The sequence below is a fragment of the Clostridioides sp. ES-S-0190-01 genome (assembly GCF_020658275.1).
In the GTDB taxonomy this organism is placed as follows: Bacteria; Bacillota; Clostridia; order Peptostreptococcales; family Peptostreptococcaceae; genus Clostridioides.
This window is the reverse complement of record NZ_JACVWA010000028.1, coordinates 13,365-37,250: the sequence shown is the minus strand read 5'-3', so window position 1 is coordinate 37,250 and position 23,886 is coordinate 13,365. Positions and strand designations below refer to the sequence as shown.

The 23,886-nt window shown below is 25.7% G+C and carries 24 protein-coding genes and 1 riboswitch; of the genes, 14 read left to right on the top strand and 10 right to left on the bottom strand.

What is annotated here, in order from left to right; genetic code table 11:
* The 5 genes from IC214_RS12505 to IC214_RS12485 all read left to right on the top strand — a co-directional run.
* A partial coding sequence (locus IC214_RS12505; RefSeq protein ID WP_227866707.1) for a transketolase family protein occupies nucleotides 1–803 on the top strand: 803 nt, incomplete at its 5' end.
* A 139-nt stretch (nucleotides 804–942) separates the two neighbouring features.
* Nucleotides 943–1,389, top strand: a complete 447-nt coding sequence (gene rpiB, locus IC214_RS12500; protein WP_227866706.1) for a ribose 5-phosphate isomerase B — start codon at nucleotides 943–945, stop codon at nucleotides 1,387–1,389.
* A gap of 32 nt (nucleotides 1,390–1,421) precedes the next feature.
* Nucleotides 1,422–2,087, top strand: coding sequence for a ribulose-phosphate 3-epimerase (locus tag IC214_RS12495; protein WP_227482789.1), 666 nt, complete (start codon nucleotides 1,422–1,424; stop codon nucleotides 2,085–2,087).
* Nucleotides 2,088–2,194: 107 nt separating this feature from the next.
* Nucleotides 2,195–3,697, top strand: coding sequence for a phosphomannomutase/phosphoglucomutase (locus tag IC214_RS12490; protein ID WP_227866705.1), 1,503 nt, complete (start codon nucleotides 2,195–2,197; stop codon nucleotides 3,695–3,697).
* Between the two features lie 383 nt (nucleotides 3,698–4,080).
* Entirely contained in the window at nucleotides 4,081–5,076 is a 996-nt protein-coding gene (locus IC214_RS12485; RefSeq protein ID WP_227866704.1) for a GGDEF domain-containing protein, read from the top strand.
* A gap of 143 nt (nucleotides 5,077–5,219) precedes the next feature.
* Here the strand turns inward: IC214_RS12485 and IC214_RS12480 are convergent, their stop codons facing one another.
* The 6 genes from IC214_RS12480 to IC214_RS12455 all read right to left on the bottom strand — a co-directional run bounded on the left by IC214_RS12480 (nucleotide 5,220) and on the right by IC214_RS12455 (nucleotide 11,329).
* A complete protein-coding gene (locus IC214_RS12480; RefSeq protein WP_227866703.1) occupies nucleotides 5,220–6,818 on the bottom strand; it encodes a sensor histidine kinase in 1,599 nt (532 codons plus the stop codon).
* Complete coding sequence (locus IC214_RS12475; protein WP_227866702.1) at nucleotides 6,787–7,503, bottom strand: response regulator transcription factor; 717 nt, start codon at nucleotides 7,501–7,503, stop codon at nucleotides 6,787–6,789. The genes IC214_RS12480 and IC214_RS12475 overlap by 32 nt, the downstream gene beginning before the upstream one ends.
* A 184-nt stretch (nucleotides 7,504–7,687) precedes the next feature.
* Nucleotides 7,688–8,488 carry a PIG-L family deacetylase gene (locus IC214_RS12470; protein ID WP_227432720.1) on the bottom strand — a complete coding sequence of 267 codons (801 nt, stop codon included), beginning with the start codon at nucleotides 8,486–8,488 and terminating at the stop codon, nucleotides 7,688–7,690.
* Nucleotides 8,489–8,897: 409 nt separating this feature from the next.
* Nucleotides 8,898–10,097, bottom strand: coding sequence for a hypothetical protein (locus IC214_RS12465; protein ID WP_227432721.1), 1,200 nt, complete (start codon nucleotides 10,095–10,097; stop codon nucleotides 8,898–8,900).
* 30 nt (nucleotides 10,098–10,127) lie between these two features.
* Nucleotides 10,128–10,730, bottom strand: coding sequence for a DUF3794 domain-containing protein (locus tag IC214_RS12460; protein ID WP_227432722.1), 603 nt, complete (start codon nucleotides 10,728–10,730; stop codon nucleotides 10,128–10,130).
* Nucleotides 10,731–10,756: 26 nt separating this feature from the next.
* Nucleotides 10,757–11,329 (bottom strand): DUF3794 domain-containing protein, encoded by a 573-nt coding sequence (locus IC214_RS12455; RefSeq protein ID WP_227482784.1) that lies wholly within the window; start codon nucleotides 11,327–11,329, stop codon nucleotides 10,757–10,759.
* A gap of 198 nt (nucleotides 11,330–11,527) precedes the next feature.
* Between IC214_RS12455 and IC214_RS12450 the strand changes: the two genes are divergently transcribed.
* Entirely contained in the window at nucleotides 11,528–12,133 is a 606-nt protein-coding gene (locus IC214_RS12450; RefSeq protein WP_227432724.1) for a DUF3794 domain-containing protein, read from the top strand.
* Between the two features lie 508 nt (nucleotides 12,134–12,641).
* On the opposite strand, the gene IC214_RS12445 is transcribed toward IC214_RS12450, so the two are convergent.
* Both IC214_RS12445 and IC214_RS12440 read right to left on the bottom strand, forming a co-directional pair.
* The gene (locus IC214_RS12445; protein WP_227432725.1) at nucleotides 12,642–13,445 is read right to left on the bottom strand and encodes a hypothetical protein; all 804 of its coding nucleotides are present in this window, start codon (nucleotides 13,443–13,445) and stop codon (nucleotides 12,642–12,644) included.
* Between the two features lie 611 nt (nucleotides 13,446–14,056).
* Complete coding sequence (locus tag IC214_RS12440) at nucleotides 14,057–14,233, bottom strand: hypothetical protein (protein ID WP_227824125.1); 177 nt, start codon at nucleotides 14,231–14,233, stop codon at nucleotides 14,057–14,059.
* A gap of 52 nt (nucleotides 14,234–14,285) precedes the next feature.
* A riboswitch (cyclic di-GMP riboswitch) is annotated at nucleotides 14,286–14,382 on the bottom strand.
* Nucleotides 14,383–14,591: 209 nt separating this feature from the next.
* Between IC214_RS12440 and IC214_RS12435 the strand changes: the two genes are divergently transcribed.
* From IC214_RS12435 to IC214_RS12430, 3 genes are all read left to right on the top strand, one after another.
* Nucleotides 14,592–15,014 (top strand): BlaI/MecI/CopY family transcriptional regulator, encoded by a 423-nt coding sequence (locus IC214_RS12435; protein ID WP_227866701.1) that lies wholly within the window; start codon nucleotides 14,592–14,594, stop codon nucleotides 15,012–15,014.
* 349 nt (nucleotides 15,015–15,363) lie between these two features.
* Complete coding sequence (locus IC214_RS20875; protein WP_255606499.1) at nucleotides 15,364–15,489, top strand: hypothetical protein; 126 nt, start codon at nucleotides 15,364–15,366, stop codon at nucleotides 15,487–15,489.
* 270 nt (nucleotides 15,490–15,759) lie between these two features.
* Nucleotides 15,760–15,912, top strand: a complete 153-nt coding sequence (locus IC214_RS12430) for a type I toxin-antitoxin system toxin (RefSeq protein ID WP_227851545.1) — start codon at nucleotides 15,760–15,762, stop codon at nucleotides 15,910–15,912.
* 216 nt (nucleotides 15,913–16,128) lie between these two features.
* On the opposite strand, the gene IC214_RS12425 is transcribed toward IC214_RS12430, so the two are convergent.
* Nucleotides 16,129–16,305 carry a DUF6530 family protein gene (locus IC214_RS12425; RefSeq protein ID WP_227432728.1) on the bottom strand — a complete coding sequence of 59 codons (177 nt, stop codon included), beginning with the start codon at nucleotides 16,303–16,305 and terminating at the stop codon, nucleotides 16,129–16,131.
* 895 nt (nucleotides 16,306–17,200) lie between these two features.
* On the opposite strand from IC214_RS12425, the gene IC214_RS12420 reads away from it, so the two are divergent.
* The 5 genes from IC214_RS12420 (at nucleotide 17,201) to IC214_RS12400 (ending at nucleotide 22,369) form a co-directional block, all read left to right on the top strand.
* Nucleotides 17,201–17,893, top strand: a complete 693-nt coding sequence (locus IC214_RS12420) for a response regulator transcription factor (protein ID WP_227432729.1) — start codon at nucleotides 17,201–17,203, stop codon at nucleotides 17,891–17,893.
* A gap of 195 nt (nucleotides 17,894–18,088) precedes the next feature.
* On the top strand, nucleotides 18,089–20,158 hold the full coding sequence (locus IC214_RS12415) for a sensor histidine kinase (RefSeq protein WP_255613177.1): 2,070 nt from the start codon (nucleotides 18,089–18,091) through the stop codon (nucleotides 20,156–20,158).
* 469 nt (nucleotides 20,159–20,627) lie between these two features.
* Nucleotides 20,628–21,056, top strand: coding sequence for a hypothetical protein (locus IC214_RS12410; RefSeq protein ID WP_227432731.1), 429 nt, complete (start codon nucleotides 20,628–20,630; stop codon nucleotides 21,054–21,056).
* The gene (locus IC214_RS12405; RefSeq protein WP_227432732.1) at nucleotides 21,043–21,633 is read left to right on the top strand and encodes a TetR/AcrR family transcriptional regulator; all 591 of its coding nucleotides are present in this window, start codon (nucleotides 21,043–21,045) and stop codon (nucleotides 21,631–21,633) included. Before IC214_RS12410 ends, IC214_RS12405 begins: the two co-directional genes overlap by 14 nt.
* On the top strand, nucleotides 21,626–22,369 hold the full coding sequence (locus tag IC214_RS12400) for a DNA alkylation repair protein (protein ID WP_227482780.1): 744 nt from the start codon (nucleotides 21,626–21,628) through the stop codon (nucleotides 22,367–22,369). Before IC214_RS12405 ends, IC214_RS12400 begins: the two co-directional genes overlap by 8 nt.
* 195 nt (nucleotides 22,370–22,564) lie before the next feature.
* Here IC214_RS12400 and IC214_RS12395 read toward each other — a convergent pair whose 3' ends face one another.
* Nucleotides 22,565–23,653, bottom strand: a complete 1,089-nt coding sequence (locus IC214_RS12395) for a DUF2185 domain-containing protein (RefSeq protein ID WP_227866700.1) — start codon at nucleotides 23,651–23,653, stop codon at nucleotides 22,565–22,567.
* Nucleotides 23,654–23,886: the final 233 nt, after the last annotated feature.

The following is a 23,886-nucleotide window of genomic DNA, read 5'->3' as shown; positions in this document are numbered from 1 at the left end:
AAGTTGCTCCAGATAGATTTTTTGATATGGGGATAGCAGAAGGTGACATGATTGGTACAGCAGCAGGTCTTGCTACTTGTGGAAAAATACCTTTTGCAAGTACTTTTGCAATATTTGCAGCAGGAAGAGGCTATGAGCAAATAAGAAACTCTGTAGCATATCCAAACTTAAATGTTAAAATAGCAGCTACTCATGCAGGAGTAACAGTAGGAGAAGATGGAGGAAGCCATCAAGCTATAGAAGATATATCTTTAATGAGAGGGATACCAAATATGGTTGTATTAAATCCTGCAGATGCCTTAGAAGCAAGACAAGCAATATTTGCATCTATTGATTATAATGGACCTGTATATATAAGATTAGGTAGAGCTGCAACTCCAGATGTAAACAGTGAAAACTATAAATTTGAAATAGGAAAAGGAACTGTTTTAAGAGAAGGTTCTGATATAACAGTGATAGCTACAGGAATAATGGTAGCAAAAGCATTAGAAGCAGCAGAAGAACTTGCTAAAGAAGGTATAAATGTAGAAGTTGTTAATATATCTACAATAAAACCTTTAGATGAAACATTAATAAAAGAAAGTGCTAAGAAGACTGGAAAAGTAGTTACAGCAGAAGAGCATAGTATAATTGGTGGTTTAGGTTCAGCTGTATGTGAAGCTTTAGCAGAAACTAAAGATGTAGTAGTTAGAAGAATTGGTGTTAAGGATGTATTTGGTCAATCAGGTACACCAGCCGATTTATTAAAACATTATGGATTAACTACTGAAGATATAGTAAAAAATATAAAAGAATTATTATAGATGTAAATATCATTGAATAATAAATTGGTTTGATATAAATCAATTAAAGCTGTCTTAAAAATAGAAAGAAATTTCTACAATGGGACAGCTTTATTTTTACGATAATTATAAAATTTTATATAAAGAGGGGTGCTTTTTAATGAAAATATCTATTGGGTGTGACCATGGTGGTTACGAGTTAAAGGAATTTATAAAAGAAAACTTAATAAATAAAGGTATAGAAGTTGAAGATGTAGGAACAACTTCAAAAGAAAGTGTAGATTTTCCAATATATGCAAAAAAAGTAAGTCAAAATATTCAAAGTAAAAAATCAGATTTAGGTATACTTTGTTGTGGTACAGGAATAGGTATGTCTATTGCTGCAAATAAATTTAAAGGAATTAGAGCAGCAGTTGTGTCAGATTGTTTTTCAGCTAAAGCCACGAGAGAACACAATAATACAAATGTACTTTGTTTAGGGGAAAGAGTTATTGGAAAAGGATTAGCAATGAGAATTGTTGAAGAATGGTTAAATTCAAGTTATAATGGAGAAAGACATGCAAGAAGATTACAAATGATTGATGATATAGAAAATGAAAACTTATAAATAATGAAAATTTATATCTAAGGAGGAGAGTTATGTCTATTATTTGTGCTTCAATAATGTGTGCAGACCAAATGAATTTAAAAAAAGAACTAGAAGCTCTTGAAGAAGCTGATGTAAAATTGCTTCACTGTGATGTTATGGATGGAATATTTGTCAAAAACTTAGCTATGGGACCAGAACTATTAAAATCAATAAGTGAAAATACAACTATACCTTTAGATATTCATTTAGCTACAGAAACTCCAAATAAGTATATTGATATGATGTCTTATATAAAACCAAAGTATATTTCTTTTCATGTGGAATCAAGCACAGATGTAAAAGCTGATATACAAAAGTTGAGAGAATATGGAATAGGGCCAGTATTAGCGATAAGTCCTCAAACTAGTGTAGATAAAATAGAAGAATATATAGGTTTAGTTGAGGGTATCTTAGTAATGACAGTAAATCCAGGATTTGCAGGTCAAAAATTTAATCTATCTGTTTTAGATAAGTTAGATAAGCTTACGGAGATATTAAAAGATTATGATAATCCTCCATTTATAGAAGTTGATGGAAATATAAATAAAGAGACTATTAGACTTATGAGTGGCAAAAAAGTCGATATATATGTTGTAGGTACTTCAGCTTTATTTAATGACAAGCCTCCAATTTCATATAAAGAGAAGATAAAAGAATTAAAAGAAAGCATAAAATAGTTAATAATAAAATTATAAAATTTGCATATTTAAATAATGTAAACTTTAAATAAGTTAGGAATTTTATAATCTTTAATAAAAATTTTAATTGAGTAAGGAGAATGTTTATGGGTGACATATACAAGCTGCAAAATGGAACAGATATTAGAGGAATAGCATATAAAAATGATTCTAAAGAAGTTAATTTAACTGTAGAAGAAGTAAAAAAAATAGCTAAGGCATTTCATATTTGGTTAAAAGAAAAAACTAAAAAAGATAAAGTAACTGTTGCAATAGGAACTGATTCTAGAATAACAGGGAGCCAATTTAGAAATACTGTTATTGAAACTTTGATTAATGATAATTGTGATGTAATTGATTGTGAGATTGCTACAACACCAGCAATGTTTATGACAACTATCATGGATGGATACCACTCTGATGGTTCAATTATGATTACAGCTAGCCATTTACCTTATTACTATAATGGATTAAAGTTTTTTACAGAAAATGGTGGTCTAGAAAAAACAGATATAAAAGAAATGTTAGATATAGCTGTTAAAAATGATAGTGTACAGTCTGAAGGAGTAGACAAAAAAGGAACAGCTGTAGTAAAAAATTTAATAGAAGATTATTCTAATTTATTGATAGATAAAATTAGAATAGGTGTAAACTCAAGTAAAAACTATGAAAAGCCTTTTTCTGGACTTAAAATACTAGTTGATGCAGGAAATGGAGCTGGAGGGTTCTTTGCTGAAAAAGTTTTACACATACTGGGAGCAGATACAGCAGGTAGTCAGTTTTTGAACCCAGACGGTATGTTCCCAAATCATATACCAAATCCTGAGAATAAAGAAGCAATGGAAAGCATCTGTAAAGCCGTATTAGATAATAAGAGTGATTTAGGAATAATATTTGATACAGATGTAGATAGAGCTGCTATTGTAGGTAAAAATGGGAAACCAATAAATAAAAATGCTCTTATAGCTGTTATATCATCAATAATATTAGAAGAACATCCAAATACAGCCATAGTAACTGATTCTATTACTTCAGAAGGTCTTGCTAAATTCATAAGCGAATTAGGAGGAAGACATCATAGATTTAAAAGAGGATATAAAAATGTAATAAATGAAGCTATAAGATTAAATAGTGAAGGTGAAGAGTGCCATTTAGCTATAGAGACATCTGGACATGCTGCTCTAAAAGAAAATTATTTTTTAGACGATGGAGCATATTTAATAGCTAAAATTTTAATAAAAGTTGCAAAACTGTCTTTAGAAGGAAAGACTATAGAAGAATTGATAGAAAACCTTGAAGAAGCGAAGGAAGAAAAAGAAGTTAGAATAGGCATCAATAAAGAAGATTTTAGACCATATGCAGAAGGTATACTAAAAGAATTAGATTCTCATGTTAATGATGTTGATGGATGGTCTGTTGCACCAAATAACTTTGAAGGTATAAGAGTCAATTGTAATGAAGCAAATGGAGATGGTTGGTTTTTACTTAGAATATCATTACATGAGCCATTGTTAGCTTTAAATATTGAATCAAATAAAGTTGGTGGAGCAGAAGAAATTTACTCTGAATTAAAACTTTTCCTAGAAAAATATGACTTAAAAGGTCTTTAGTGTTAATAAAAAACATATACTATATTAAAGAATGGATGTAAATTTATACCTAAGATTACAAATATTACAAAATTGTAATCTTAGGTAACAGAGATGTAACTGATTATGAAAACTCTATGTGATATTATAAATACAGAGAGATGAAATACATGATGATTTATAGAGAAATATAATTTAAAATGTATTAATATCGCACTAAAAGGTATAATCAAATAAATATGTAAATATAAACCCCAACATTTAGAAAGAGACCTCCAAGGAGGTTTTTTTCTTGTTTACTTCTAAAAAATATATTATGTATAGATATAAATTTTTTTCTTTAAACAAATACACAATGTCATGATATAATAACTTTATTAGAACGATAAGGGGATAATAATATTATGTTTAAGAACAAATATGTTGAACGTGTTGAGCAGTTTATAAATGCATATTTTGTAGAGAGGGATGTGAAAAAATGTATGTCTTTTTTTCACAAAAATATATGTTGGATTGGTACTGGAAAGTTTGAAGTAGGGAATAGTATTGAAGAGGTAGAGTATTTATTAGAAGAGTATGTAAAACAATCACCAGATAGTTTTATTTTAGAAAAGTTATGGCTAGATAGTAAAGAATATTCAAAAAATTCACATACTGTATTTGGAGAGTATCTAGTTTGTAAGAAAACTAAAAAAGGCTATAATTTTCAAGTAGAAATAAGAATAACATACTTATGTGTTGAATGTGAGGGAGAAATATTAATAAGTAGTGTTCATAATTCTGTTGCAAATGATTTACAAAAAATAGGTGAGTATTTTCCGATAAGTTTAATGGAAGCTGAAAATAATAGACTAGAGGCCATTATTCATGAAAAAACAAAAGAAATAGAAGAACAAAGAGTTATGTTGTTAGAGGCAAACATAAAACTTCAGCAACTGGCTATTACGGATGAATTAACTGGTTTATTAAATCAAAGAGCCATTATGGGAAATATAAAATATACTGTTAAAGATAATTCTAAAAATTATGCAATAATGATAATCGACATAGATAATTTTAAACATGTAAATGATAATTATGGGCATCTAGTGGGAGATGAGGTTATAAGAGTGATGGCTTACATCATTCAATCATTTAAAGATTACTATCTATTTGCTGGTAGATATGGTGGAGATGAATTTATTGTTTTGACAGAAAATATAGAAAAAGCAATTCATATTGAATCTAAAGTTCATAATAGTCTACTTAAATATAATTTTAAAGAACTTGACTATAAAATAACTGTAAGCATTGGAATTTCTGAATGGATAGACTTTGATTCCTTTGAAGCATTTTTAAGTGAGGCAGATAAAAAATTATATAAAGCTAAAAAATCAGGAAAAAATAAGACTATATATTAGAGCAAGTATATAAAAATAAGTATATATGTATATCAAAAATAGTTTTATGATTTTAATAAGGTTGTAAATTACAAGTTAACTATTTATAGCATGTAATTTAAAATAAAAATTATTTTGCAATTTACAACCTTATATATTTAATATTAATTAATTTTTTTAAAAGCAAGGGTTACCTTAAATAAATCAGCATCTATAATTATTTCCATAGTTGCATTTTGTAATTCAATTATATTTTGAGAAATTGATAAGCCCAGACCAGAGCCATCTGTATTTCTGGATATATCACCTCTTCTAAATCTTTCTATTAATTCTTCTGGTTTTAGATTTAGTTTATCATTTGAAATATTTTTAAAGGTTACTATTATATTTTCATCTTTTATAAACATATCTACGTAAACTCTAGTATTTTTCATAGAATATTTTAGTATATTACCAATTAGGTTTTCAAAGACCCTCCAAGTCTTTTTTCCATCTATCATAGTAAATACAGAGTCTTCTGGTGTTTCTATTATAAAATCTAAATTACTGTTTTGAATTTTATCTTCAAGTTCTACTATACTTTGAATTAAGAGTTCTTTTATATCAGTCTTTGTTATATTAAATTCAACATCACCACTACTAAGTTTAGAAGCTTCGAATATATCTTCTATCAATAATTTTAATCTTTGTGATTTTTTATCTAAAATATTTATATAGTCGTTTATAGTTTCTTTATCAAGGTCGTTATTTTTTAACATATCTACATAACTTAGTATAGATGTAAGTGGAGTCTTTAAGTCATGAGATACATTTGTTATAAGCTCAGTTTTCATTCTTTCACTTTTTATATTAGCATCTACAGCAGCTTCAAGACCATCTGTTATATTATTTATGCTTTTAGATAAAGCAGATATTTCATCATCTCCTATCACTTCCAACTTATATTTTAGATTTCCATTTTCAATGTTTTTTATATTTTTTGAGATATTATTTATGTAATTAAACTTAGTAGATAAAAAGTTGTATATATAAGAACAAGCAATTATACTTACAAGTGTAAATAAAACCTCTATAACTATAGCATTAGCGTAATATATACGCATAAATAATACTAAAGCTATGTACTGAATAACTGCTTGTATAACTATAGAGATTAAAAATGCTATAGCTAGTTTCTTATTTATAGTTTTTCTATTATATCTGCTAACAAGATCTGAAAAGAATCTACATGTTATAGACATATCTTTTGGATTGTAGCCACCATGCTTTATGTTTTCATATATTATATAAATTACAGATAGAATAATAAAATTAAATACAATTAAATTTGTATTGTAGAACATTTTAGTTTTTGTAAATATGTAAAATCGTAATGCTAAAAGTATTAAAATTAATATAAGTGTAAACTCAATCTTTACATTGGAAAAGAAAGTGATAATGTTTTCTAAGAATTTAACTTTATTTTGGTTATTTTTTTTATAGAATATAAAAAATAATATAGCCAATATACAACTTAATAATGCAATACCTTCACAAATAAATTTCAAATTTGTTTTTGATAAATACAAAGGAGGCCCAAAGTAGTAAAAGCAAGGTATAGCTACCTCATTGTATAAATATTTAAATTCATTAATATCAATAAAGTTATTATTTAAATCGTATATTGTCTCAAATAATATAGAAAGCGATAGAAATAATAGTAATAATAAAATAAATTTTGCTCTTGAATCATTAATAATTAAGTTTTTCAATTTTGTAACCAATACCCCACACCACCTTTAAATATTTTGGTTCTTTTGAATTTACTTCAATTTTTTCTCTAATTCTTCTAATATGAACAGCAACAGTTCTTTCGCAGCTATAAGCATCTTCGTTCCAAACTTTTTCATAAATCTCATGAGAAGAGAATATTTTTCCTTTTCGTGATAGGAGAAGAACAAGTATTTTATACTCAAGAGGTGTCATTTTAACTTCTTCACCATCTAAAGAAACTATTTTTGTATCTGTATTTAGCTCAAGACCTCCACTTTTTAAAATATAATTAATATCATTTGAATTGTTTGTATTACTAAAATCTCCTAAGTTTATATATCTTCTAAGCTGAGATTTTACTCGTGCAGTAAGTTCGAGTGGATTAAATGGTTTAGTTATGTAATCATCAGCACCCATATTAAGGCCTATAATTTTGTCCATATCCTGTGATTTTGCAGATAAAAGTATTATAGGAATATTCTTTTTTTCTCTTATCTTGAGAGTAGTCTTAAGACCATCTAAATTGGGCATCATTACATCCATTATTATTAATTTAATATCATTTTCAATTAATATGTCCAAAGCTTCTAACCCATCATATGCTTTTAAAACGTTAAGATTATCAGGTTTTAAATAGAATTCTATAGCATCTACTATTTCCCTATCATCATCTACAACCAATATATTTTGATTCACTTCATTAATCCCCCTCGAAATTTTATTTTTAATCAATTTTTATTTTATACTAAAAATTGGTTTCAGAAAACAGTAAGTATATAAATTGACTAGCTCTAAAAATATATTAACAAATATAAATAACAAAGGAATTTCATAATTATTAAGAATTTATAACAAATATTTATTTTAAAATAAATATTTGTTATAAATTAGGAGTGTGGAGTATAGCAGGAACATTTTTATCACTTAATAATTTATCAAAAGATTTGTGGTCAGATTTATAACCAATACCCTCTCTACATTCTGATTCATCAATAAGTTTATATTGTTCACATGCATTTTTAACTTTTTCATAGTCCTCAATAGAATGAGCTTTATAAACTATCTTGTTGTTAAAACTTATTTCATGAGCAAACTTAGGTTTTACAAAGTATTTGGCATCTTTGATTTGACCAGAGTTATATAGACCTTGAATAACAGAGCCATTTTTTATGTGTTGTAAATGGTCATCTAACTTGTAAGTATGTGCTATATGGGTTACACTTTTAAATTTTTTTTCAAAAGTAATTGCAATTTCTTCCATAGAGTTAAAATTAGTAGTACCATTTACATTTTTTTCTGGTAAGATTATTATGTTTTCTCTTTTTACTCCTAGATTATTAAGAGAAGCTAAGAACTCTCTATTTCTGTATTCTGATTTTTGGCTATCTGTAAGAGTTTCATATTTTTTATATCTATCAAAAACAGATATACCACATCCAGTAGATACTAAAACCACAAATACATTATTTTGTCCTCTTTCTTTTACAGCATTTACAATAGCACTACCAGCCCACAATACCTCATCATCTTGATGTTGAACATAGAAAACAACATAATCTTTAAACTTTCTATTACTATAATTAACATAGCTATTAAAACCTGTTAGAATCAAGCATAAAACTAAAATGATAGATAAAATTCCATACTTATTTATAGTAAACTTCTTGTTTTTAAGAGTCATTTAATCATCTCCTGAAAAGCTGTCTTACTTATATTATCAATCAAAGTATTAAAAATTATTTCTTAAAAATCAAAAAATATAGAGTAGATTAATGGAATAAAATTTTTTGTTAACTAAACTAAAAATTAAAAAATTTATATAGAAGTAAGAAAAAAGAAGGGGTGGTTTATTGGAATAAACTTATAAATAAGCTAAATATCTACTTGACGTTTTATGAATTATTGAATCTAAGCGTACGTGGCACAAAGACTATTTTTTCATTGCTTTCATTTAGTGAGGTATTAAGTATTTAAACTAAATTCAAAGGCGTAAATTTGGTATTATTAACGCCTTTGAAAATTTAGATACTGTTATTAATTTGGTTTGTTTATATTACTTTATATAGTATACTAGTAAAATAGTATTAACCTTAATTACACAACGATTTTAATTGTGCTTTTAAGAATAATGTTATATTTTTAAATATAGTTCTTTCATCAAGATCATTTACATATATATCTTCAATACATGAATCTACAATAAATTCCTCACATAAATCCACTTCTATGTCTAACTTAGGATTATATCTGTAACCATTTATTGTAACTACTGGTCTTCCAGGTGGTGAAATAACTATTCCTTCTTCATATGTCAAGCATTCAAATTTGGCATATGGAATTATATATGCTAAAAATGGTACTTCATAATGTGCAGAATGAACTGATTGTTCATCTACTAGAGCAGTATATACTATTTTCTGTTTTAATAAACCATTTACTATTAGTTTTCTTCCATTTAAGCATGTTCCTTCAGCATTTTGTAGTATTGCAAATGCACTAGTCTTGTCACAATCGATTGGTATTCTACTTAAACTTTCAACAAGTATAATTAATATACCATTTTCTCCAATTAATATCTCAAATGAAGGTGTAATGATATTATTAATTATTGTTTGTAAAGTTGTTATTAATATTTCTATTAATGGTCCTTCAAGTGTACTAACTGTTTCAAATATATCATTGATAACAATTTGTATAGATTTTAGTAATCTTATTAAATCGTCTGTTCTGCATATTATAGAATTAAGAGATTCGCATACTATTCTTGCTATATCAGTTTGAATTGTATTTAACAAATTATCAATATCAAATAAAATAGAATTCACAGATGGTTGAACTAAATCTAGTAATCTTTGTAACTTAGCTAATAAAGGATTTATAATCTCACCTAATCCAGGTATTAAAGGTATAGCATCCTTAATTGTTGATATTAAATCATTTATTCCACCAATCAATGTATTAATTGTTGTCTGTATATTTGTTGCTAGAAACGCATCTAATATAGCTTCTATTTTATTCAATATATCCAAGCTAATATATAAATTATATGATTTATATGCAAATGGAGTTTCTATAAGTTTTACTGAAGTAATTGTTGCACTTGCATAAACTTGATCTATATTTTCTATATCAGGTTTTAATCTTGGGATGGGAAGTATCTCAGGAATTGAAATCTCTGTCCAATTTAAGTTTTCTTTTTTACATCCATTCATATTTAATTTTGATACATCACATATACCTAAAGTTTTGATATTAAAGTCACATTCACAAGTTTTTTTATTACATCCCATTTTTATTCCTCCTCATTTTATTTAAATTACTTAACATATTTTTGATGCCTTTATAAAAATAGTTGTATTTTTAAAGACACTTCTTTCTGATAATACACATGCATATATGTCCTCTATATATGCTGTTATTTTAAATTGTTGGTATAGTGGTGTATTTTTCTCTATTATTATAAATACTGAAAATGGTATATTAAAATCTGCAGAATGAACTGATTGTTCACCTAGTGCTGCTGTATAGATTATTTTTTGTCTTAGTAGTCCCTCTATTATTAGTTTTTTTCCTGTCAAATTTGTACATTCTCCATTTGGTATAGTTTCTCCTGGGATATAGTATCCATTACATGAGCTGTATCCGTTTACTAAAGGTGTTTTTATTACTCTTTGAGATATTATATCTACACAAGAATGTACTTCAACTATATCTTCTATATTTGGCTTTTGTGATGGTATATCTACTGTTTCTGATACAAAAAACTCTGTCCATTTGTTTTTATCTTCAGGACAGGGGCATTGCAAAACTTTTTCTATTTTTGATTCTGGATAGACACCAACAATATTTAATATCTTATCATCGCAACAGCATTTATCATGGAATTGATAAGATGTGCCATTTGTATAATTAGAATTTAACATTTCCTCTACTCCTTATTTTTATAATTTTATAATGTATTTCTTGGTATTGCATATAATAATAATGTTGTATATTTCGAGATAGTTCTTGCATCTAATAGGCTTACAGACAAATCTTCTATACACGCATTTACTTGATAGTCTACATCAAGTGAGTCTAATTTCATTGATTTTGTGCCCTTATTAAAAGTAATTTTCTGTGGTATAACTATATAGCTTGAAAATGGTACATAAAAATGTGCAGAGTGAACTGATTGAGATCTTTCATCAGCTGTATAAGATATTTTTTGACACAATTCACCCTCAACAATAATTTTTCTTCCTGTAGAGATTTTTCCTTCTAAGTTTGGTATAAAATCACAATTAGCATCTAAAGGTGATACAGGTGTTTTTACTACTTTTGTTCTCAATATATTCACTGATACATTAACTGAATTTATCTGTTCAATATCTGGTTTTTGTATTGGGATACTTAATGTTTCTGGTATATACATCTGAAACCAATAAGGATATTGACTTATAACCTGTGTAACATCGTCTATGTCACATAAACCGCTTACATCAATTAAATCCATATTACAAGCACATGCATTACTATTCATATTTATCTCTCCTTATATAATTTATTGAAAGTTTTTACCTCTCAATATAATTTATTTAAATTTCGACTTTTTGTTACATGTTTTTAAGATTTTTTATTTTTTTAGCCTTTTTATAACAATATATGATTTTATATCATATATAAAATGTATATAGAAACTTTAATCTCTATATAATTATAAAATTAAGGAGATATTTATATGAATGAAAGTATTTTAAAAACTGGAATTACACCCTTAGAAGACTATCCAGATAACAAATGTATGAAATACTATAAAGAATTTATAGAAGATGATATACTATGTGTTCCAACACAAAAACCAGATATAGAATGTATTAATGAAGTAAGTGTAAAGATATGCATAGAAGATAAGGAGATTATTAACACTATACTAGGGCCAAAATTAGTTATAAAAGGATTTAAAAATATTAAGGTTATATATACAGGAGATAATTGTCAGCAGTCTCTTCATTCTGCACATTGGAGTATACCATTTTGTCAATTTATCTTGCTAAAAGATTTGAGGTATGATAAGTGTGATAATATTATAGAAACTATTTTTGTTGGAATAGAGAATATTTATGTAAAACACTTTGATTGTAGAATGATTGATTTATCACTATTATTTATAATTTGTCCACAACTTCGTAATTGTAATAATTGTAAATGCTGTAGAAGTTATTGTATGCATAATCCAAATTTATGCTATTATGATAATGATGACTGTTCAGATAGTTGTAATAATGTTACACAATGTAAATATAGTCTTAGTGATAAATATAATAGTAAAATTAGATACAAATAAATATTTAAATAAGAGACAATAGGTATATTTACATATATTTATTGTCTTTTTATTAAATTAAAGTCAGTTTCTATAAGAGAAAATTTAACAATTACTATAAATAGATATATAATAAATTAATATAATATAGTATTATTAAACTTATAATTGTTACTATTTGAGTTAAAATATTGGAAAAAATTATATATCAGTAAATTTAAGATAATAAAAAAAGACCTCAATTACATATAAAAATAAGGTCTTTTTATAGATTTCAAAAAAGTAAAAATATTATAGATTTTTACTTATACAAAAGAAGCTATCTCTTTTAGATTTTTAAACCTATTGAAGTAACTTCTTCTGTATTATAGTTTGTATATTATTATAAAATATTTCAAATAGCTAAAAAGTCATATTATTTGTATTATTCTATATATTTAGCTATCAAAATATATTAGATAAAAATAACAAGTTCTATTATAGTTAATAGAGCTTTTGAAAGATTTTATTTTGTATAAAAATAAGATTTTTAGTAGTTTCTATTACATTTACATTTTTTTGTATAGCATTGTTTTTTGTACTTATCAAAGCATTCTTGTATATCATCTTCATAATTGTTTATATAAGATGAGTTTTCATGATAAATATTACAATAGTCACAGCCGTGATGTTCATCATGTTTACATTTTTTTGAACCACATTTTATAAATGCAATGGCTAATTTAATTAGTTCATCAATTAACTCTTCTATTTCATCCAATTCTTTTTCTAAATCACAAATTAGACAATCGCAGAAAGAAGATCTTACATCTTTTTCATCATTGCATGAAATGCAATCACTACAGAATATTAACAGTATAATTATTTTAGCTATAATAGATATTATTAAAAGTATAATTTGTACCAATAAGCAAAATAATTTTCCTACTAAAAATTCACAGTTATCATTACAACTTATTTGTCTTATAGCTTCAGCTAAACACTCAGACAATCTAAAAGCTCTTTTTAATTCTTCTCTAAGTTTGCAGTTTTTTACATAATTAGAATCTATTAGAGATTCTAATTCTTCGGAAAGTTCATTTAATATGCCATTATCTAAATTGAAACTTAAATCTTTCTGAAAATCTAATTTAACTTTTGCATCATATAAATCATAACTTTCGCCAACTAAAAAATATTTTATTATTCTCCATATTTGACAAGGTGTTAAATAAACTCTTGTATTTGCATCTAAATATTTCTCCTCTGTTAATCCAATTACTAATTTCATTAAATCACTAGAATATGATTCTAAATTATTTTTATAATATTCTAAACTCTTTGTATTATCCACTCTTTACCACTCCTATATATATATTAGGATAAATTCAATATCCTAATATATATATATGACTTGAGTACCTTTATGATACAAATAAAAACAAAATTTTACATTAATACATATAAAAATGCTATTTCCAATTGAATTATATAATTTTTTTATATTTTGTGTAAATATATGAATAAACATGTGAAAGAACTTTTATGCAATAGAGGTATAATAACTAAATTTAAGTATCCCTTAGATATAGATAAATTTATAAATTGTAATGGTGATAAATAATAATTTTGTTGTAAATGAAAATGATGTATAGAAGGCATTAACTAATATTATAGAAGTATTAGATTCTAAAAATAAAGAAATTAGGGTAAATACAAATATAAATATATTAAAAGTCTAACTTATTTCAGACTTGAATAGAAACAAAGTTATGTACGAAATGAAGGCAAACAGCAGTCCATGTGTTCTTTGATTTCGTACTTAAATAAAATCTCAAAATTATATCATGTTTTAATAAAAAATAAAACTGTGAATGCTAGAAATATATTTTAATTAATTTTTTAACAGAATAGTATTTAAAAGTAGATAAAACTAAAAAGAGTTTTCTAGAAAATAAGGTCTATTTAATTATACTTACTTACCAATACCATCACTTGATGCAAACAAGATTCTACTATATTTTCTCCGTACTCTAGTATAAAATCATCTAACTGTGTATCTATAAAATCACAATAATCATATGAACTACCAATATAAGCAGTTAACATATGTGTACATCTATCCATTTTATCTCTAAACATATATTATTATCCCCCTAAAAAACTTTCATAAAAACAAAAAGAAAAATATCTTTTTGGCAACTGGCTGACATAACTTATAATATACTTTACAAGTCTTAGTCCCTATAGCTTTGCGTCACTAAATTTCTCTAGTTTTGCCGATTTAGTTTTATTCTACAACTACAATAATACAACAGAATTAGTTATTATTCAACATGATTGTTTGAAAATTGGATAAATTTATAAATATGAACGTCATTTTACTTAAAAAAAACATACTAAATATATAGATTTTATGGTAAAAATTACCTGTATCAATTATGATTAGAAGCTTCTATTATTAATTTGAACTAGACAGAATTTGAGGGAGTGACAAAATGTGGAAGAAGAAATATTAATAGAACAGTTAGTAAGAGCAGAATTTGTGGTAATGTGCTATCTATGGGAAAAAGATTCTTTGATATCTAAAAAAGAAATAATAAGAGACATAAAGCAGATATATGGATGGTATAAGAGTACAATAAAAATAATATTAAAAGGATTAATTTGTAAGGATTTTTTAGCTAGAGATATTATAAGATTTCAATCGCATTATAAAATAATAATAACTAGTGAAGAGTATGATACTTTCAAGAAAAAAGTATTAAAATCTACTAAAAACAGAAAAATTATACGTTCTCTTACGACTACACATAAGTCCATAAGTAAACAAAAACTATATTATTTAGAAGAGTATTATAGGAATTTTGAAGAATGGCTTGGAATAAATTGCAAAAATATTTATATAAATTCTCTTGTTTAGAAAACTTTATTGAGATAGAATTTATATATATATAAATCAATAATTTAAAAAATGAAAATGATAGATAATTACATAATAAAAACAATGAAGGTATGAAAGTATAAGTTTTTGTACCTTTATTTTATTTATTATTCTGAACCTATTTTAAAGATAAAAAATGTAGATAATATATCATTAATTAAAAAATAACAAAGAAATTTAAATTATGAGAGGTATATTTATAGAAAATAATGATATTAAACTTACAATATGTATATTTGCTTTTGTAATTGGAATAATAGTGTTATTTTGCTGTATAGCCTTAGGGCAATTTAATATAGATTGTATTATGTGACAAAATGGTGGAACAATGGATACCAACCAATACAATGTATATTTAGAACAATCTATTTCACAATATAGAAATTTTGGTTCTATATTGGCTTTACTAGGAGGAATAGGAATACTGTTTGATAAAAGTGTTAGAAAAGATTAAAAGAGTAAAAAATATTCTTAGTGATTATATTTTTGGTGTAATTAATACTAATAGAGATTAGAGTAAAGATATATAAGAATAAAGAAGCACCTACTTAAATGGTAGGCGCTTTTGCTTTGTTCAAATTTGCTTAGTTAAATATATAATAGGTAAAATATGTAAAAGTTATATGTTATAATCTTTTTAGCAAGAAGATGTAATCTACAATTTATAGAGTAGAGTTCATACAAAAGATTATCCTCCCAAGGTATAGAAGGGAGGTGAATATGTATGGATAATTTTTTACAAAGCATACTAGCCAGTTTAGTTGCCAGTTTAATAGTTTACTTAATTAGTAAGTTATTTAAAAAAGTAAAAAGCCACTCTGGCAGGAGTGACTTTAGTTTTGAACTAAAAATCAAGTTCAAAAAGAATAAACATTAGTATTTGAACTTCACTCTACGTCTAAATAGATTGTAGTTCTTCTTGCTTTTATTATACCACAAATTGGTACACATATTCAAAAATAATATTATTATGATATAATAAAAATATAGAAGTTTTGTAGTGTGCGATTTTTCTACTAAAGTATAGTTTAACAGTTGGAATATAAGGTGTTGAGAGACTTTGATAAGTGTTATCAATTGCACTATTAGCCACTCACTGCAAATTTAAGAGAGTTGTATATGTGTAAGTATTGGAAATGCTCAATTTGTTTTGGGGTTTTTCTAAAGACAAAGCTTTTGCATCAGAATTGTTTGCATACTTTCCATCAATTCTATCATGATTATCTACTGCTACTATAGGTTTATGTGACAAATACTCAGCTACTCTCATTTTATCAATATCCTTTTATTTAAAAATTTTATTAAATTCATTCTAATAAACAATATAATAAATGCCAATAAAATAAATAAATTTATTAGTAACATATTTAGTAATTATATTGAAATAACTAGATTATATAAAAAATACAACTAAGGTATATGAAATTCATATAGGTTATATGGAAAAAATTAGATGGATATATTCAGCTAAATTCTCTTATTTGAAAAACTTTAGTGATAGTGGATGAAGATAAATTAATTGAACTCGAAGAATATTTTAAGAATTTGAAATAAAAAAATGACAAATAGATACATAATAAACAAAATGAAGGTATGAAATTATAACTTTTTCTACTTTCATTTTGTTTATTATTCTGAACATGTTAAAAAAATGAAATAAGTTTATCTTCTGTTTATATAAATTTTAATAGGATATGTATAGTATATAGTAGATAGGATGTATAAAAATTGAATTTAAATAAGTAGCTATTATTGCAGTGAAATAAATGCTTCTAAGTATATTCAGGAGGAAGAATGGTGGAAGAACATTAGTAAAATATGATTCTCCCACCATTCTTACTCCTAGAAAATAAAAACTACTCAATAAGAATTAATATACATTAATTCAGCTGAATCCAATCAAAATACTTAAATGAAAGTAATCTGAAAACAACATAATTCAAATTAATTAATTCAAATAAACCTCAATTTATCTTAAATCTTAAGAAATATTTAAGATTTAGGATAATATTTTCTTAAGATTTATATTCTATTATATAGATATAAAGAAAAATTATAAAAATGTAAGATAATACAATATAACAATTTAGTCATTATTGAGAAAGGGAGTGAAAGATATTGTATAATAAATATAAGGATTATTATACAATAGAGGAAGTGAAAATATGTACAATATATTAGTAGTAGATGATGATAAAGAGATTGTTGATTCAATAGAGATATATCTTAAATCAGAAGGATTTAAAATACATAAAGCATATGATGGAATGAAAGCATTAGAAGTAATAACAAAAAATGATATCCATCTAATCTTAATGGACATAATGATGCCTAAATTAGATGGAATCAAAGCAACTGTAAAAATACGTGAAGAAAGAAATATACCAATAATTTTAATCTCAGCAAAAAGTGAAGATACAGATAAAATAATGGGATTAAACATTGGAGCTGACGATTATATAACAAAACCATTTAATCTATTAGAACTTGTAGCTAGAGTAAAATCAAACTTAAGGCGATATGTAACCTTAGGTAACTATGAAGATACATGTAAAGAAATTTTAAAAAGTGGGGCTCTAGAGCTAAATACATTGACAAAAGAAGTTAAGATTGATGGCGAAAATATAAAAATGACACCAATTGAATATAAAATAATTGAACTTCTTTTAGAAAATAAAGGACGAGTCTTCTCGATAGATGAGATATACGAAAAAGTATGGAATGAAGAAAGTTTTAATTCAGAAAATACAGTAGCAGTACACATTAGACGAATAAGAGAAAAGATTGAAATAAATCCAAAAGAACCAAGATTTTTAAAGGTGGTGTGGGGAGTTGGTTATAAGATTGAAAAATTTTAGCGGAAAACTTATGAAAGAAAAGAGTTTAATATTTAATTGCATTTTGATTTTAGTCGTTTTTACTTTTACACAAATATTAGGAATTCTTATATGTTTTAACTTCTTCTCAAGTAGCTTAGTGTACTCTATGGGAATTATGCTTGTATTGAATTTTATTTTATATAAGATATTGACGATGTAGATGAGGTGAACAACTTGGAAAAATATAGAGCATTAAAGTTAGTAGCATTAATAATAGTATCTATTTCGTTTCCATTAGCTATACTATTTGCATCAATAGGACTTGCTGAACCTAAACACAATATACAAAAAACTTCTACAAATAGTGGAATTTTTCGAATATCTGATGATTTTTATGACAGCAATATATTTGATGAAAGTACAATTCAAGATTTATTATATAATTTGAAACTATCTGTAAGTAGTGGATACACCAAAGAAGAAAAACTTAAATTAAATTATGAGGATTCAAAATCAGAAGGAAACGGAAAAAATGTTGCTTTAAATAATGATTATGATAACTTTGTAAATGATAAACTATCATCTATAGAATACTTAGACTCTTTAAAAAATGTAAAAATGTATATTAGAAATACATATACAGGAGAGTATTATACGAACACAATATATAATGATTTAGATGAATTTAAGCAAAACATAAAGGGTTATTGTGATGTAGAAATAATAGAAGGAGTAGAAAAAAGTTCCTATACTAAAAAACTAAATGGAAAAAAATCTGAATTAAATAATATCGATTTAAAACTAAATGGTATGGATAAAGCTTTTGAAGCCTATGTATCTTTTCCTAAAGAGTTAAGTATTGAAGATGGAATTGTATACAATAACTTTGAAACGTTTAAGCAAGCTACAGAAAAAGTGCAATTATTTTTTGTAGCTAGTTTAATTTTAGCTATTATATGTTTATTGTCCATTATATTATGTAAACGAATTAAATACAAGGCATTAAAGAAAGACAATGTATTTTTATTAATATACAATAAAATACCTATGGAATTTAATGCAGTAATAATAGTTACCTCAATAATACTTCTATTTCTGTATGTTATTGATACATCCTATGATATTTATATTATATTACTAATTTCTATAGCATCATTACTAATTTCAAATAATATATTTTTTATAACTGTTCAGTTAAGTCATTTAGAAAATAAAATATGTATATTTAAGTCAAGTATTATAGTAAGGGTGATTTTATGGTTAATAAAAACTGTAAGGGAGGTCATTAACGCTATAAAAAAAGTATCTTTAGCAAGAAAAGTTATTGGTATAGTAATAATATCTTTGGTTTTAACAATTGTAATTAGTGTTCAAAGTGTGAGCCTAGGATTGTTATTTTCTATATGTATATTTTTGGGTTTTGCACTTTATATAACCAAAAGGCTTTCTTATTTGAGTTATGTTATAGAAGGTACCGAAAAAATAAAAGATGGTGAATTAGACTATAAGATAAAAATTAGTGGAAATGATAATTTTACATCTTTAGCAGAAAATATAAATAATATTGGAGAAGGTCTGGATAAAGCAATAGAAGAACAGGTAAAAAGTGAAAGGATGAAATCTGACCTTATAACTAATGTATCTCATGATTTAAAAACTCCACTTACTTCTATAATAAATTATGTAGATTTAATTAAAAAAGAAGATTCTATACAACCAGAATATATAAACGATTATATAAATGTACTAGAATCAAAGTCAAAGAGGTTAAAATTATTGATAGAGGATTTATTTGAAGCAAGTAGAGTAAGTAGTGGAAATATAGAGTTACAAATTAGTAAAATTGATTTGGTGCAACTCTTAAGGCAAAGTATAGGTGAACTAGAAGAAAAGTTATCTACAAATAATTTAAGTATAAGACTAAATGTTCCAAATGAAAAAGTGTATATATGGGCAGATGGAAGAAGAATGTATAGAGTTTTTGAAAATCTATTATCAAATATAGCTAAATATTCTTTAGAAAGTACTAGAGTTTATATAGATGTTTATGAAAATGGTGAAAATGTAAAGGTGGTTATGAAAAACATATCTTCATATGAGTTAAATTTTGACCCAAGTGAAATTATGGAAAGATTTAAAAGAGCTGACGAATCAAGAAATACTGAAGGTAGTGGGTTAGGACTTGCTATTGCAAGAGATTTAGTAAACTTACAAGGTGGAAAATTCTATATAGAGATAGATGGAGATTTGTTTAAAGCAAATTTAGAATTTCAAAAATATGAAGAAGAAATAAAGATAGATTAAAATAAAATTTCAAGATATAATATAATTTTTACAGAAAAATTAAGATATTGAAAGATTTCTTACAAAACAATTATATAGGTACTTTTAAAGAAAGGAATACTTTTAATTAATTTTATGAGAATATAGATAGATTTGTGTAAATATATTTTTCTTATTCAATATTACTGGAAATTTTGATATGCTCCCTTTATAAGTATACAGTTGAAATAATAACAACTGATGCTATGAAGGGAGTATATTTTTATGTCATGAAAATCTAAAATAGATTTTGAAATAAAAATTAAATCAGTTGAAATGTATTGTTTCGCCCCACTCTTGTTGTTCAAAAACGATAGTAACTGGAAGATTATAAGATAATTTAGATATTTCTTTTAAAATAAATTCTCAATCTCCTTTATTCAAAAATATTTGACATACATACTGTACGTATGTTATATTGATGATACCAAATATAAAGGAAATTATTTTTATGAAAAATAGTTTTTATCCTGTACTAATGTGCAATGATATAAGAAAAGAAGCAGATTTTTTTATAGAATTATTTGATTTCAAGGAAACCTTTAATAATGATTGGTATATTAGCTTAAAAGACAATGATGAATTTGAGTTGGCATTGATTGATAGTTCACATGATTCAATACCTAAACTTTATAGAAAACAGTGTGAAGGCCTTATTCTTAATATTGAAGTTAATGACGTAAACACTGTATATTCAGAAGTAATTAGTAGAAAAAAATCATCACTTTTATTAGATATAAAAAATGAAGAATTTGGACAAAGACATTTTATTATTGAAACTCCAAGTAAAATTTTGGTTGATATTATTCAAATAATTCCGCCATCAAATGAGTATCTTAAAAATTATAAGAAATCGGGTAAAGAAAATGAACAAAAATAAAAAAGAATTAGCATCTATAAATACTACAAAAAATTTGATTGCTATTGCACGTAATCATTTTTCTACTTATGGCTATGAGAAGACATCATTAGAAGCTATCGCAGAAGAAGCTAATATGACTAGAGGTGCAGTATATCACCATTTTAAAAATAAAAAAAATCTATTTAAAGCAGTTTTAAATCTTGTTCAGTATGAAGTTGGATTAAATGTAGAAAAAGAAGCTATGAAATCCGAAGATATATGGGAACAGTTAATTTTAGGTTGTGTTGGATTTGTACAATCAGCTACTTTAGAATCTAACAAAAGAATATTATTAATCGAAGCACCCAATATTATAGAATGGACAGAGTGGAAAAAAATGGATAATGAGAATTCTGTTTTACTTTTGGAAGAACAACTCTTAGTTGCACAAAAAAATGGGAAATTAATAGAGTTTGATATTCATATGATTTCACATATGATTTCTGGTGCATTAAATGATTTATCTATTTTTCTTGCAGAAAGCAATATTTTAGATAAAAATCAAGTTTATAAAGCGATTTCTCATTTATTGACAGGGTTTAGAAAAGATGGCTAAGAAAGTGAAAGACTACTATGACATTGAATATGTAAACTTCTTAGCTGAAAAAATAAAATCAGTATATCCAGAATTTATTATTAATGAGTTTTTTTCACTAACAAAACCAACTATTGAATTGTTAGAATTCAATGAAAGGCAAGAGTTATTAGCAAATGCTTTAAAAAAGTCTATCAATTTAAACTATTCAGATACTATTAATGTTTTTGAGAATATATTAGGTCCAGAGTTAGAAGGCAGTTTAGGCATGTTTACAGAGGGTTATTGGTTATGGCCCATTGGAAAGTATGTAGAGAAGTTTGGTGGAGAAAATTTTGAAGTAAGTACAACTTTCAGTAAGGAGTTGACAAAAAGATTTACTAGTGAATATTGTATGCGTACTATAATAAATAATTTTCCTGAACAGTCTATGGAATTGCTTTTAAAATGGAGTAAAGATAGTAATAAAAGAGTTCGTCGATTAGCCAGTGAATGCCTCAGAATACGGTTGCCATGGGCAAAAAAAATGTATGTTGCCTTAGAATACTTTGATACTTATTTTGAATTATTGTCTAATCTAAAAAATGATACAGATAAAACAATTCAAAAGAGTGTAGCAAATAATCTAAATGATTTATACAAAGAAGAGCAAGATAAATTTGAATTAATTATTTCTAGTTGGCAAACAGAAAATATAACAAAAGAATGTCAATGGATTATTAAGCATGCTTCAAGAACAAAAAATAAAAAGAAATAATGTTTGTAGTATTTATATTCAAAAATATGTCTAAAGATGATATCTTTCTAATGAAAAAAGGTAATTAAAAAGTAATTATAAAAAAACTCTATAAGAAAATTGTATTTTTCAAAATATTTTCTTATAGAGGCAAACATATATTGTGTATAATACTAATATTAATGATAAATTTAAACTGATAATCAACCTAATATCTTAAAAATATGTTGGATTCATAAATGGGATTACAAGTTCTGCGACCTCTCCATCTGCATCAAGCCCCCAATATCCGCTGTAAATACCATCACCTATACCGCTTGTGAACATAATTAATCTGTAGGATGTTTGTGGTAATTTTAAAAGTAAGAAATTGCCATTTTTATTCTGTAAATTTGGATGCATTTCATGACTTTTTTGAAAAAGTGTTGCAAAATAATCATTATATTTGTTTTTACCTGGATTTTCATTTTGCCATTTTGTTATAAAATTACTATACTCCTTTGCAACTTTTGCGTCTGAAAAACAGGCTAATCCTGTATCCACACCAAAGAAAGTCCATGCTCCTGACTTTCCAAAATCTTCGCATTTCTTTCCCTTTGGCATTGCAATTTCATACTTGATAGGTTTTTTGTCATTGATAATCAATCTTGATGCTGCAATTCTAAGTTCTGCAATTTTAGAATGGCAGATAGAAATTTCTACCGAATAACTTCCAACAGGTATTTTTCTTTCTAAATAAGTCATATATTCACTACCTAAATACGCAAGAGGGTCTGCAAGGACAACTTCTCCACTTGGGAAATCTGTTTCTCCTATAATGAATGGTTCAAGTTTCTCACTTCTTTGAAACAAGCTTTGAAAGAATTCTATTGAATAGTTTTCATGATTTAGAAATTTTAGGTTTTTTTCAAATGCTATTTGAGCAGGATGTTTAACTTGTTCTCTAATTTCTTTTCCTGTATTTGTATCAATAAAATATTTTCCACTTTTATTAGAGTGAAATTCTAAATCAGTTCCTATGGGCATATAAAAAATATTCAAAGTAGTTGGTTCAACGTTAATAAGTGTATTAAAATCTACAATTGCCATATTCTTGGGATTGTCTACATACTCTTGTGTATCTGTATCACCAAAAGCAATCCATCCATTTCCAAACTCACTATGCTCTCTAAAAAGCCACCTCAGTTTTGATGTTCCATTGAGAATCGATTTGCTGACAATACAGCTACCTGCCCCAGTAATATACTGCTTTACTTCTGATTTTTCGACTTTTGTTTCTTTTTTATTTTTGCTAAACAGTTCCATACGAATTCTCCTTACTTTCAAAAATTTCTTGATAATAAATATAATAGACATTATTTTATTTGATGGTTGATTTGTTATCTTTCAATTTATTTGTTAAATATATCGTATCATACCTTCATACTAAATTCTGTGTTTTTCTGATTTTAGCAAAGATACTTATTTCAATCTGTATGGTAATAATTGTATTTGATTGTATTAAATCATTACAGTACTATTTATTTAAGTAGACACAA

What these genes read in the sequence shown, in the direction of transcription:
- rpiB (WP_227866706.1), top strand. Translation starts at nt 943, where the DNA reads ATGAAAATATCTATTGGGTGTGACCATGGTGGTTACGAGTTAAAGGAA.
- IC214_RS12495 (WP_227482789.1), top strand. Translation starts at nt 1,422, where the DNA reads ATGTCTATTATTTGTGCTTCAATAATGTGTGCAGACCAAATGAATTTA.
- IC214_RS12490 (WP_227866705.1), top strand. Translation starts at nt 2,195, where the DNA reads ATGGGTGACATATACAAGCTGCAAAATGGAACAGATATTAGAGGAATA.
- IC214_RS12485 (WP_227866704.1), top strand. Translation starts at nt 4,081, where the DNA reads ATGTTTAAGAACAAATATGTTGAACGTGTTGAGCAGTTTATAAATGCA.
- IC214_RS12470 (WP_227432720.1), bottom strand. Translation starts at nt 8,488, where the DNA reads ATGACTCTTAAAAACAAGAAGTTTACTATAAATAAGTATGGAATTTTA.
- IC214_RS12465 (WP_227432721.1), bottom strand. Translation starts at nt 10,097, where the DNA reads ATGGGATGTAATAAAAAAACTTGTGAATGTGACTTTAATATCAAAACT.
- IC214_RS12460 (WP_227432722.1), bottom strand. Translation starts at nt 10,730, where the DNA reads ATGTTAAATTCTAATTATACAAATGGCACATCTTATCAATTCCATGAT.
- IC214_RS12455 (WP_227482784.1), bottom strand. Translation starts at nt 11,329, where the DNA reads ATGAATAGTAATGCATGTGCTTGTAATATGGATTTAATTGATGTAAGC.
- IC214_RS12450 (WP_227432724.1), top strand. Translation starts at nt 11,528, where the DNA reads ATGAATGAAAGTATTTTAAAAACTGGAATTACACCCTTAGAAGACTAT.
- IC214_RS12440 (WP_227824125.1), bottom strand. Translation starts at nt 14,233, where the DNA reads ATGTTTAGAGATAAAATGGATAGATGTACACATATGTTAACTGCTTAT.
- IC214_RS20875 (WP_255606499.1), top strand. Translation starts at nt 15,364, where the DNA reads ATGGATACCAACCAATACAATGTATATTTAGAACAATCTATTTCACAA.
- IC214_RS12430 (WP_227851545.1), top strand. Translation starts at nt 15,760, where the DNA reads ATGGATAATTTTTTACAAAGCATACTAGCCAGTTTAGTTGCCAGTTTA.
- IC214_RS12425 (WP_227432728.1), bottom strand. Translation starts at nt 16,305, where the DNA reads ATGAGAGTAGCTGAGTATTTGTCACATAAACCTATAGTAGCAGTAGAT.
- IC214_RS12420 (WP_227432729.1), top strand. Translation starts at nt 17,201, where the DNA reads ATGTACAATATATTAGTAGTAGATGATGATAAAGAGATTGTTGATTCA.
- IC214_RS12410 (WP_227432731.1), top strand. Translation starts at nt 20,628, where the DNA reads ATGAAAAATAGTTTTTATCCTGTACTAATGTGCAATGATATAAGAAAA.
- IC214_RS12405 (WP_227432732.1), top strand. Translation starts at nt 21,043, where the DNA reads ATGAACAAAAATAAAAAAGAATTAGCATCTATAAATACTACAAAAAAT.
- IC214_RS12400 (WP_227482780.1), top strand. Translation starts at nt 21,626, where the DNA reads ATGGCTAAGAAAGTGAAAGACTACTATGACATTGAATATGTAAACTTC.
- IC214_RS12395 (WP_227866700.1), bottom strand. Translation starts at nt 23,653, where the DNA reads ATGGAACTGTTTAGCAAAAATAAAAAAGAAACAAAAGTCGAAAAATCA.